9 protein-coding genes are annotated in these 10,890 nt (G+C 63.3%); 3 read left to right on the forward strand and 6 right to left on the reverse strand.

Annotation, left to right across the window (positions count from 1 at the left end; translation table 11 throughout):
- Positions 1-47 precede the first annotated feature (47 nt).
- The 4 genes from A6U98_RS12865 to A6U98_RS12880 form a co-directional block, all read right to left on the reverse strand.
- Positions 48-1,739, reverse strand: coding sequence for an ATP-binding cassette domain-containing protein (locus A6U98_RS12865; protein WP_064650269.1), 1,692 nt, complete (start codon positions 1,737-1,739; stop codon positions 48-50).
- Positions 1,736-3,481 (reverse strand): thiol reductant ABC exporter subunit CydD, encoded by a 1,746-nt coding sequence (gene cydD, locus A6U98_RS12870; RefSeq protein ID WP_064650271.1) that lies wholly within the window; start codon positions 3,479-3,481, stop codon positions 1,736-1,738. The genes A6U98_RS12865 and cydD overlap by 4 nt, the downstream gene beginning before the upstream one ends.
- A gap of 4 nt (positions 3,482-3,485) precedes the next feature.
- Positions 3,486-4,064, reverse strand: coding sequence for a GbsR/MarR family transcriptional regulator (locus A6U98_RS12875; protein WP_024320112.1), 579 nt, complete (start codon positions 4,062-4,064; stop codon positions 3,486-3,488).
- Positions 4,065-4,358: 294 nt separating this feature from the next.
- Positions 4,359-4,958, reverse strand: coding sequence for a HupE/UreJ family protein (locus A6U98_RS12880; protein WP_064650273.1), 600 nt, complete (start codon positions 4,956-4,958; stop codon positions 4,359-4,361).
- Between the two features lie 276 nt (positions 4,959-5,234).
- Between A6U98_RS12880 and A6U98_RS12885 the strand changes: the two genes are divergently transcribed.
- Complete coding sequence (locus tag A6U98_RS12885; protein WP_064650438.1) at positions 5,235-6,266, forward strand: hydroxyacid dehydrogenase; 1,032 nt, start codon at positions 5,235-5,237, stop codon at positions 6,264-6,266.
- Between the two features lie 126 nt (positions 6,267-6,392).
- Here the strand turns inward: A6U98_RS12885 and A6U98_RS12890 are convergent, their stop codons facing one another.
- Together A6U98_RS12890 and A6U98_RS12895 are read right to left on the reverse strand one after the other, a co-directional pair.
- Positions 6,393-7,388, reverse strand: coding sequence for a Tim44 domain-containing protein (locus A6U98_RS12890; protein ID WP_064650275.1), 996 nt, complete (start codon positions 7,386-7,388; stop codon positions 6,393-6,395).
- A gap of 84 nt (positions 7,389-7,472) precedes the next feature.
- Positions 7,473-7,931, reverse strand: coding sequence for a YbaK/EbsC family protein (locus A6U98_RS12895; protein ID WP_064650277.1), 459 nt, complete (start codon positions 7,929-7,931; stop codon positions 7,473-7,475).
- Positions 7,932-8,178: 247 nt separating this feature from the next.
- Between A6U98_RS12895 and A6U98_RS12900 the strand changes: the two genes are divergently transcribed.
- Both A6U98_RS12900 and A6U98_RS12905 read left to right on the forward strand, forming a co-directional pair.
- Positions 8,179-9,525, forward strand: a complete 1,347-nt coding sequence (locus tag A6U98_RS12900) for an extracellular solute-binding protein (RefSeq protein WP_064650279.1) — start codon at positions 8,179-8,181, stop codon at positions 9,523-9,525.
- Between the two features lie 62 nt (positions 9,526-9,587).
- Positions 9,588-10,889, forward strand: coding sequence for a sugar ABC transporter permease (locus tag A6U98_RS12905; protein WP_064650281.1), 1,302 nt, complete (start codon positions 9,588-9,590; stop codon positions 10,887-10,889).
- Position 10,890: the final 1 nt, after the last annotated feature.

The raw sequence follows: 10,890 nt of genomic DNA on the forward strand, positions 1-10,890 counted from the left end.
GGCGTTCCTCAGCACCGGCCGGCGCGTGAGGGCATGCGGTCTCCGCTCTAGTCCGGCCGAAGCCGGTCGAGCGCCTTTTCGAACGCCGCCTCTCCACGGCGCGAAACTTCTACGATGCGGCCGCCTTCAATGACGGCGATGCGGTCGGCGATTGAGGCCTCCCGGCGGATATGCGTGGCGATCACCAACGAGCGGCCCGCCGCCATGGCTGACAGGCGGCCGAGCACGTCTCGGGCGGTGACGCCATCGAGCCCCTCGGTCGGCTCGTCGAGAAGCCAGAGCGGCGTGTCGCGCAGGAAAAGCCGGGCAAGCGCCAGCCGGCGCGATTGGCCGCCCGAAAGGCCGAGGCCACCTTCGCCAAGCGGCGTATCGATCCCCCGCGGCATGGCCTCGACATCGGAAAGCAGGCCGGCGGCAGAGAGCGCCTCGAGACAATCGATCTCGCCCGCATCCGGGTTCGCAAGGAGCAGGTTGCCGCGCAGGCTGTCCTCGAAGAGTTCCGTCCGTTGCGTCAGCAGCGTTGCTCCTGCCACGGCCACGCTTCCCTTCCGCGCCGGCAATTCGCCGGAAAGCAGGGCGAGCAGGCTCGATTTGCCGGCGCCGCTGCTGCCGATGACGGCCAGTCGTTCACCCTGCTGAAGCGCGAGTTCGATGCCTTGGAGCGCCGGCACATTGGAATTTTCATGAAAGGCGGAAACCTTCGCTAGCGAGAAAGCATATCCCGGCAGCGCCGCCGCTAGGGGTTCTTGTGCTGCGACTGCGGCAAGCCGCGGTGCGATACGCCTTGCCGCAAGCAATGTCCTGCCGACTTCCAGCGCGCCGCGGCGGAGCGCTGCGAAGGGTTCGGTCGCGGCGAAGGCGACAAGCAGGCCGAGCGCGGCGACAGGGGCGGTGATCGCCTTCGTTTCGGCAAGCGCTGCGACGGCGAGCAGCGAAGCCGTCAGCAGCAAGGTCGAGACAAGGCCGAAGCCGAATGTCAGGCCGGTTTCGACCTGGTTGAGCCGGTCGTCGGCGCGGGCGGCGTAATGGTCTGCCGCGGCAATCGCCTCCCTTTGCGCGGCAAGCCGACCGGCCATCAGCAGATCGGTCTGGCCGGCAACGAGATCGATCGTTCGCGACCGCAGCGCCTCGATGCCATGGGCGCGTCTGCGGGCGTGCTTGCGCGCCGCCCTCCCGGCGATGAACGGCAGGCCGAGGCCGGCACCGGCGAGAAAAAGGCCGAAGCACAGGCCGAACACGGGATGCATCAGCCCCAGCACGAGGCTTGCCGCCAGCGCTGCGCCAGTCGCCACCGCAGCCGGCACGAGGATGCGCAGGTAAAGGGAATCGAGCGCATCGATATCGGCCGTCAGCCGGAAGAGCAGCCGCGCGGGACGATGCAACAGGGCGCGGGCAGCACCCGGTTCGGCAAAGCCGCGAAACAGCCTTTCGCGCAGGGCGGCGAGCACGCCGAGCGTTGCGTCATGGGTTGCAAGCCTTTCGCCGTAGCGCGCGGCCGTGCGGACGATAGCGAGCAGGCGGATGCCGGCTGACGGCGCAAAGACGTCGAAGGTGATGGCGGCAGCGGCCGAAAGGCCGGCGAGCGAGGTGGCGGTGATGAACCAGCCGGACAGGCCGAGCAGGGCGATGCCGGCAGTTACCGTCGCCGCCGAAAGTGCTGCACCGAGCAGCAGCGCACGCCGGCGCTCTGCGAAGAACAGGCGCAGGATCGGCTTGAGGTCGGCAGCAAATCCACTCATTCGGCGGCCTCCCTGATAACAATGCCGGCATCGACGCGCATGGCGCGATGCATGCGGGCGGCAAGTAGCGGATCGTGGGTCGCAACGATCAAAGTACGGCCCCTGGCGAGCAAAAGCAGCTTCTGGGTCACCTCGGCGGCGGTAGCAGCGTCGAGATGCGCGGTCGGCTCGTCGGCCAGGATAATCCGGAGATGCGGATTGCAGGCCGCCCGCGCGATCGCAAGCCGCAGCGCCTCGCCGCCGGAAAGCCCGATCCCGCCTTCGCCGAGCGGCCGGTTGCCATAGGCGGCGGCGACTTTTCCGAGCCGGGCGGCGCCGAGCGCATCCGTCCTGTCGTCTCGCAGGATACCGGGCCTGCCGAGCGCGATATTGCCGGCGATGGTGCCAGCAAAAATATGCGGTCTTTGGCCGATCCATGCCATGCTGGCGCGCAAGGCGTGGGCGCTGTCATCCGCAAGTTCGATACCGCCGATGACGATGCGGCCACCGGTGCAGGGCGCCAGTCCTGAAATCAGCGAAAGAAGCGTCGACTTGCCGGAACCGCTAGCGCCGAGAAACGCCAGATGTTCGCCGGCCGCGATATCGAGGTTGAAATCGTCGAGGATCAACGGTTCGTCGGCGTTGTAGCGGAAATCGACACTCTCAAGACGGATGGACGGCGCTTCGGCGACGGCAGATGCCGCTGGCGCGACGTCGGCGGCTCCTCGGATGGACAGGCCGCCGGCAGCGAGGGTGTCCAGGGCCTTCAGCGCCGCTTCGCCGGCCGCCCGATCATGCCAGACAGCCGAGAGTTCTCGTAGAGGCTCGAAGAAGGCCGGTGCGAGCAGCAGGATGAACAGTCCCTCGGTCAGGTCGAGCCGACCTACCCAAGTGCCGAAGCGAATTTCGCCGAGCAGGCTGAAGCCGACATAGACGGCAATCATCGCCACGCCGAGTGCGGCGAAAAGCTCGAGCACCGCCGAGGACAGAAAGGCGATCTTCAGCACCGCCATGGTGCGCGCACGCAGCGACTCCGCCTCCGACCGCAGGCGCAGCGCCGTTGCATCGACTGCGTCGAGCGCACGGATGGTTGCCAGTCCGCGCAGCCGGTCGAGTAGGAAGCCGTTGAGGCCGCCGGTCGCGACGAGCTGTTTTTCGCTGGCCGCCTGGGCGCGCCAGCCGATCAGCGCCATGAAGATCGGGATCAGCGGCGCGGCAAAGAGCAAAACCAGCGCGGCGATCCAGGAGACCGGCAGAATGAAGGAAAGGATGACGAGCGGCACAAGGCTCGCCTTCATGCGCGCCGGCTGGAAACGGGCGAGGTAGGGCACGATCAGTTCGGCCTGTTCGCCAAGCACGCTTGCGGCTTTGCCGGAGGCCGGCCGGCTGCGATCAACCGGCGACGACATGGAAAGTGCCGCGGCGGCGAGCTGCCGCCGGCGGCTGAGCTCGCCGCGGGCGGACTGAAAGGCCATGCGGCCGCCAGACGCATCGAGACAGCTTCTTGCAAATCCGAGGGCGAGGATGCCGAGGGCTGGCCAGAGAATGTCATGCAATCCGCCGCCATCAGCGATGCGGCCGACCGAGACGGCCAGCAATGCGGCCTGCGGGATCCAGACGGCGGCGGCCAGCGCTTGCAGCATTGCCGCCCTGCGCAGCCCGCCTTTGACATCATCGGGGCGGGTGACAGGCGAGACTGTATCGCCGTCCGGCACCGGCTCGGCGCACCGTCTGTCCTTCGCGTCAAAGAAAGCATTGCCCATGGCGCTAACTCTTGTTCGCAGGATTTGGCCGGCGGCTGCGGCCGAGCGAAACGACCCGGTCCTTGGCCTCCAGAAGCTTGGTCACTTTCGCGCCTAGCGAGAGTAGCGTTGCGAGCCTTTCTGTTTCAAGTTGTTTTACGTCTTCATACCAATGCGTCAGCTGCTCGATCAGCGTGTGCATCTCGCTCATGCGCTGCTGTGCATGCCGCTCGGCGTCGCTGGCCGGCCGCTGCATCAGGATCTCTCGCAGAACCGACAGCGTCGGATCGACTTCGCGCTTCTTTCTCTCTTCGGCAAGCGTCCTCAATATGTGCCAGACATCATCAGGCGTGGTGAAGAAATCGCGACGGTCGTCCGGCTTGTGTTTCAGGATGACGAGGTTCCAGGCCTGCAACTCGCGCAGGCTCATCGACACATTGGAGCGCGAGATGCCGAGCGACTCGGCGATCTCCTCGGCGCAGACCGGCGCGGGCGAGACGAAGAGCAGGGCATAGATCTGGCCGACCGTGCGGTTGATTCCCCAGCGCGACCCCATTTCGCCGAAATGGAGAACGAAGGACTGGACGAGAGGCGGAAGGTTCATAGTCGTTTCCGTTGCGTCTGTGATTTCAGAAATTTCTGAAATCACTATACTGACTTTCGCGTCTCACCGACAACCGGCAAGGCGGCCCTGCGTCAATTTGGATGTCCGTTCGTTGATCGTAAGTTGGGTATACCCGGGCGCGACGAGGCTGGATTTGACCTGGGTCAAGTCCGCAGCACTTTCCCGCAATGACGCGGAAACGCCCGGCATGCGCTACGCATACCGGGCGTCCCGTTGGATTGGATGTCTAGGCCGCCGCTGCTGCCCAGTTTTCGTTCAGGACTGCCGTCAGGCTCAGATCAAGCCGGCCAGGATGCCGACGCCGGCAATGGCGGCAATGCCACCTGCCGTGCGCGTCACGAAGACGCCCTGGCGTTCACCGGCGCGGCCGATGACGTAACCAACGGCGAGACCGGCGACATGCAGCAGCGCCGTCGCGGCCATGAAGCCGGCGGCATAGGCGGCACCGGCGGCATTTTCCGGCATTTCGGCGCCATGTGCATGACCGTGGAAGATGGCGAAGAGGCCGACGATGCCGAGCGCTGCGGCGAGCGGCGCCTTGACATTGAGCGCAACGATGGCGCCGAGGACGACGACGGAAAGCGCGATGCCCGTTTCAACGAAGGGAACAGCAATGCCGGCAACGCCGAGAGCACCACCGAGTGCCATCACCAGAACGAAGGTCGTCGGCACGAGCCAGGTGGCGCGGCCGCCGAGCTGAAATGCAAAAACACCGACCATCACCATGGCGAGGACATGATCGAGGCCAGACATCGGATGGGCAAAGCCATGGCTGAAGCCGGCAGCTTCGCCGATCGCGGGATGGGCGGAGGCGACGGCGGGAAGCGCTGCGACAGCCAAGGCAAGCAGGCCGCTCTTGATTGCTGATTTCATTGCTCATTCCCTCGTGAGTTTTCGAATATCCGGCGGCGGCCGAACACCGGCATTGTTCCAAGTCGCGCGCATTACGCTAGTTCAAAGAATTCTCGCCGTCAACGAAAATGCCGTGAAATACCGAGCCAATTCAACTGCTTATCTGATAGGCAGATGCCACTTTCGACAGCTTATCCCGACGCGCCGCGCCTCAAGATCGAACTGGAAACAACTCCGCACAGAGGCTATCAATCGTCCGGCAGAGACGGCGCAGGCCGCCGCGATGGAGGAGACGCCATGACGAATACCGAACGGCCGCTGGCGATCAGCGCGCCCGAGCCGCGCACGCTCGACCTGATCTTCAGCGACAAAGCGCGCGCCGAACTGCATGCGAAATACGAAATTGTCGAGGCCGATCCCGAGAATATCGCCGGGCTCGGCGACGACATCCTCGGCAGGGCACGCTACATCATTGGCCAGCCGCCGCTTTCGGCGGACACGCTGGGACGTATGCCGGGGTTGCGCTCGATCCTCAACGTCGAAAGCAATCTGCTCAACAACATGCCTTATGAAGTGCTCTTCCAGCGCGGTATCCACGTCGTGACGACAGGGCAGGTCTTTGCCGAACCGGTCGCCGAAATCGGTCTCGGTTTCGCCTTGGCCTTAGCGCGCGACATCGTCAACGCGGATGTCGCTTTTCGCCAAGGCAACGAACTCTGGGGAGGGGAGGGGAATGCAAGTGCGCGGCTGCTCTCCGGTTCCGAGATCGGCATCGTTGGCTTCGGCGATCTCGGCAAGGCGCTGCGCCGGGTGCTTTCGGGCTTCAGGGCGCGCATCCGGGTATTCGACCCCTGGCTGCCGCAATCGATCCTCGAGGAAAACGGTGTCGAGCCGGCCAGCATGGAGGACGTCCTGACGAAGAGTGATTTCGTCTTCGTCGTCGCCGCCGTCACCAGCGAGAACAGGGGATTTCTCGGCGCCGAGGCTTTCGCCAGCATGCGCAGGGGCGCGGCCTTCATCCTGCTCAGCCGCGCCGATGTCGTCGATTTCGATGCGCTGATGGCGGCCGTCTCGACAGGCCACATCGTCGCGGCAAGCGACGTCTACCCTGAAGAGCCGCTGCCTTCCGACCATCCGGTGCGGAGCTTGAGAGGTTTCATCCGCTCGGCGCATAGGGCTGGCGCGCTCGACAGCGCCTTCAAGAAGATGGGCGCCATGGTGCTCGAAGACATGGACCTGATGGATCGCGGCCTGCCGCCGATGCGCTGCAAGCGGGCGGAACGCGAGACGGTCTCCCGCATGCGTTCCAAACCGGTGGCGGTGAATTAGAGCATGTCGCGCAAAAAGTGGGCAGCGGTTTTGCGATACCGACATGCGTAAAAACAAAGATCTAAAGCGCGAGCGAATCTGAAAGATTGCCACGCGCTTTAGCAAAATGCCGATTGACGCGAAGGGTTAAGCGGCGCGCTGCTCCGCACCCTGGATCGCCGCAAGCTTCCAGTCGGCGCCGGACTTGCGCACGAAGGTCCAAACCTCGGTACTTTCGCTCGGACGGCGGTCGTCACCGGATACGACGCGGCCGCTGTCGCGTTCGACCATCGCATCGATCGAGGAATAACGCATGGCAAGCGTCGCATATTCCTGGCCGTCCTCGCGCCAGGCTTCGGCAATATCGCCCTGCAGCAGCTTGACGTCGGAGACGCTGTTGCGCACACCGTTGGTGGCGTTTTCACCAAGCTCCTCGGCGAGATAGGACATCGCCTCGGGCGTCGTCAGCCGGCGCAAGGTACCGTAATCCTCGGCACCGTAAGCGGTCTGCACTTGGGTCAACAATTCCTCGAACTGATCGAGATCGGCCTGCGCCAGCCCGATCTCGTCGCTCGGCCGATTGCCGCGCGATTGCCCGCCGAAACCGCCCCCCGAACCGATCGTCGGGATCTGGAAGGACGAATTATTCGTGGCCGACATGTTATAGGACCGGCTCTGGCCCCCGACGCCATAGGAAGGCTGGCGACGGTTGGCGAAATAACGCATGGCGAGCATGACGGCGCCGCCGATCAGCGCGATCTGCAGCAACATGCCGAGCAAGCCGAAGCCGCCGCCGAAACCGTGACCGAGCAGCATGCCGAGAAGACCGCCGGCAATCAGGCCGCCGATCATCGAACGGCCGAATCCGCCGAAGAAACCGGGGCGCTGAGCGCCGAGGGGCTGTTGCGCGGTAGCAGGTGCTGTGGTCTGCGGACGTGGCGTCATCGACCTTTCGATCGGTGCTGTGGTTCCAGGCGCGGTGTTGGTGACAGGCGGTGCCTGGAAGGTGCGCGTGCCGCGGCTTCCGAAACCGCCGCTGCCGGCGCGGCGCGCCTCGGCATCGTCAAGGGAAGCAAAAACGGTAGCGCTCGTCAGAGCGGCAATGGCCGCGATCTTGGCAAAACGCGAAACGGCACTCGGCATTCCTGATCTCCTGTCATGCGCAATCACGGCATGTCGAGATGTAATATAGGGACTCTTTCTGCCGTGTGAAGCTCTTCGGCGCCATTACTGGCAGACGTCGACCCAGCTGGCGCCGGTCAGCTCCGCCAGCCGTCCGGTTTCGATGCGCACGGCCGAGTTTGTCGAGCCGGCGGCCGGCACGACTTCATCGAAGCGTTTCAGCGAGATATCGCAATAGATGGGCAACGGCGAGGGCAGGCCGAAGGGGCAGACGCCGCCGACCGGATGGCTGGTGACGGCCACAACCTCTTCGGCATCGAGCATGCGCCCCTTGGCTCCGAAGGTGTCCTTGAACTTGCGATTGTCGAGCCGCGCCGTGCCGCCGGCAACGACCAGCATCATCTGCTCGCCGACACGCAGGCAGATCGTCTTGGCGATCTGGGCCGGCTCGACGCCATGGGCTTCGGCGGCAAGCGCCACCGTCGAGGAGCTCTCGGCGGTTTCGATGATTTCGATATCGGGTGCGTGGGTGCGCAGGAAGGCGCGGACAGATTCAAGGCTCATGACGCGATGCTAGCCCAGGAAATACGCAATTTGAAGCGTAAAAGACGCCTGTCAAAAACCGCCGCTTGCAAGTCGTGCGGACATCGTCATAATAATTTTGCACACGTGCTCAATTTTGTCATTCGGCCGTTACGTTCAACCCCTAGAGCGGGATACGCCACGTTTTCGTGGGGTTTCGGAGCGGTCATCATCAGCAGTGCTGACCCGTCAAGAGGCCTCACACTGCTCTTCTAGGGAGACGAAGAAGATGACCATTTTGCCGACACTGAAATCGCTTGCCGTCGCGGCCGCCATCCTGGCCTCGACCTCTGCAATTGCACTTGCCAAGGATGTTCACATCAGCGTCTGGGCCGGCGGCACCGGCCCGAACGACGTCTATCGCCTCGACGCCATCGAGATCGCAGCCCAGCAGCTGCAGCGCGAAGCCGCCCTCAAGGGCGAAGAGCTGAAGATCACCGTCGAGAAGAAGCCCTATTCGGCCTGGGAGGACTTCAAACAGGCGCTGACCCTTGCCGCCGAAGCCAAGACCGCTCCGAATATCGTCGTCAGCGGCCATGAAGACATCGCACCCTGGTCGCAGGCCGGGCTGATCGTTCCAATCGAGGATTATGTCGATCTCGACTCTTGGCCGCTCAGCGACATCTATGAAAACCTTTTGCAGATCGCATCCTACAACGGCACCGTCTACGGTATCCCGCAGGATGCTGAATCCCGTCCGATGTTCTTCTGGAAGCCTTACATGAAGGCGATCGGCTACAGCGACGCCGATCTGGATGCGCTGCCGCAGAGCGTCCAGGACGGCAAGTACACCATGAAGAACCTGCTCGAAGACGCCAAGAAGATGCAGGACAAGGGCCTCGTCCAGGCCGGCTACGGCTTCTATCCGCGCACCAGCAACGGCCCTGATTACTGGCAGTTCTACACCAGCTTCGGCGGCACGATGGAAGAAGGCGGCAAGCTCGTTTTCGACAAGGCCGCGATGACCCGCACCTATCAGTTCTTCGCCGATGCCGTGAAGACCGGTGTTACCAAGAAGAACCACATCGGCATGCCGGGCGACCAGTGGTGGAAGGAAGTCGCCACCGGTAAGGCCGGCATATGGGACGGCGGCACCTGGCACTATGCTCGCCTCGTCAACCAGGAAGGCCTGAAGGACTTCTTCGGCAACGTGATCTTCACGCTGATCCCCGCCGGCGAAGGCGGCAAGCCCAACACGCTGACTCATCCGCTCGTCTACCTGCTGACCGCAGGTCACGACCAGGAAGACACCGAGATCGCCGCCCAACTGGTCAAGATCGCCTCCGAGCCGCGCACCAACGCGCTGCATGCGGTCAAATCAGCCCATCTCGGCATCTCCAAGTCGGAATCCACCGTCGAATTCTACTCGGCCGACCGCTGGACCCGCGAAGCCACCGAGCGCCTGCTGCCGCATGCCAATGCGATGCCGAACAATTCCGATTTCGGCAAATATTGGAACATCATGTGGAAGAACCTCGAAGCATCATGGACCGGTGCCAAGACCGTGGACGCCGCTGTCGGTGACGCAGAGAGCGAGCTGAAGACCACGCTCGGCGACAAGATCGTCATCCGCTAAGATCGAAGCACTCTTCCGGGCGGCGGTAACCCGCTGCCCGGTCGGTCCGCGAGGAGGCTTCCATGAAATCGTCCAGAACGCTCGGACTGGTGATGATCGCGCCTGCGGCGATCATGATCGTCCTGTTCTTCCTGATGCCGGTGGTTCTGACGGCGGTCTTCTCAATGACCAACATGACCACGGCGACCGGCATTTCCGGCGGTGTCTACCAGATCGCACCCAATTCCCTGATCGCGCTAAAATCGGCGATGCCAGACATCGCAGCCGAGATGGCCGAACCGCGCTACACGATCGACGATGCAGGCCTCAAGGCCGTCGAAGGCCTCGGGATTGCGCCGGGGATTGCTGCGGAATTGCGCGACAAACATACAGGGGAGGTCTTCCCGACACGCCGCGACGTCGAGCGCATGATCAAGGATCTTGCCGAACGACCTTCGACACGCGAGGTCAAGCAGATCTCCGAACAGTTCAACCGCTCCGTCCTCAACACCCGCTTCGACAGCAAGGAGCAGCTCTTTTCGGCGCTGGACAGTCTGGGGTTCAAGCTGACGCCGGAACAGAAGGAAACCGTCGCCAGGGTCACCTATACCGGCTGGACCTGGACGACCGACAATTTCTCACGCATGGCCACCTCGCCCGACATGGCGCGTGTGCTTTTCAATACCGTGCTCTACGTCGCGCTGGTGCTGATGCTCTTCAATGTCGGTTATGCGCTGTTGCTTGCCATCTTGACGCACTACATGCCGCCGACGCCGGCCTCGATCTTCCGCGGCATCTGGCTCCTGCCGCGCATCACGCCCGTCGTCATTTACGTCATGCTATGGAAGTGGCTCGCCTGGGACAGCGGATTCATCTCTATCCTGATGGGCAAGTTCGGCTATCCGCCGAAGAACTATCTTCTCGACAACGCCTATAACGCCTGGTTGTTCGTCGTGCTGATCAACGGCTTCATCGGCGCCTCGATGGGCATGCTGGTGTTCTCCTCGGCGATGAAGGCCATTCCGAAAAGCCAGTTCTATGCGAGCGAGGTCGACGGCGCCTCCCGCTGGCAGCAGATCCGCTACATCATCCTGCCGCAGATGCGCTGGCCAATCCTTTTCGTCACCTGCTATCAGACGCTGTCGCTGCTTGCCTCCTTCAATGAAATCCTGCTCGCGACCAATGGCGGACCGGGCAATGCGACTGAGGTCTGGGCGCTGTCGGCCTATCACACTGCGCTGAGGAACTATGCCGGCAATCTGGAATACGGGTTGGGTGCAGCAATGGCATTGGTGCTCGTCGTCATCGGCGTGATGCTGTCGCTCCTCTATCTGCGCGTCTTCAGCTACGGCACGCTTGTCGCCAAGCCCTTGATCGAGGATTGAC

This window comes from Rhizobium sp. WYCCWR10014 (genome assembly GCF_001657485.1).
Lineage (GTDB): Bacteria > Pseudomonadota > Alphaproteobacteria > Rhizobiales > Rhizobiaceae > Rhizobium.

Excerpts from the sequence above, each read along its gene's own strand:
- A6U98_RS12885 (WP_064650438.1), top strand. The coding sequence starts at position 5,235 with ATGACGAATACCGAACGGCCGCTGGCGATCAGCGCGCCCGAGCCGCGC.
- A6U98_RS12880 (WP_064650273.1), bottom strand. The coding sequence starts at position 4,958 with ATGAAATCAGCAATCAAGAGCGGCCTGCTTGCCTTGGCTGTCGCAGCG.
- A6U98_RS12875 (WP_024320112.1), bottom strand. The coding sequence starts at position 4,064 with ATGAACCTTCCGCCTCTCGTCCAGTCCTTCGTTCTCCATTTCGGCGAA.
- cydD (WP_064650271.1), bottom strand. The coding sequence starts at position 3,481 with ATGGGCAATGCTTTCTTTGACGCGAAGGACAGACGGTGCGCCGAGCCG.
- A6U98_RS12900 (WP_064650279.1), top strand. The coding sequence starts at position 8,179 with ATGACCATTTTGCCGACACTGAAATCGCTTGCCGTCGCGGCCGCCATC.
- A6U98_RS12865 (WP_064650269.1), bottom strand. The coding sequence starts at position 1,739 with ATGAGTGGATTTGCTGCCGACCTCAAGCCGATCCTGCGCCTGTTCTTC.
- A6U98_RS12895 (WP_064650277.1), bottom strand. The coding sequence starts at position 7,931 with ATGAGCCTTGAATCTGTCCGCGCCTTCCTGCGCACCCACGCACCCGAT.
- A6U98_RS12905 (WP_064650281.1), top strand. The coding sequence starts at position 9,588 with ATGAAATCGTCCAGAACGCTCGGACTGGTGATGATCGCGCCTGCGGCG.
- A6U98_RS12890 (WP_064650275.1), bottom strand. The coding sequence starts at position 7,388 with ATGCCGAGTGCCGTTTCGCGTTTTGCCAAGATCGCGGCCATTGCCGCT.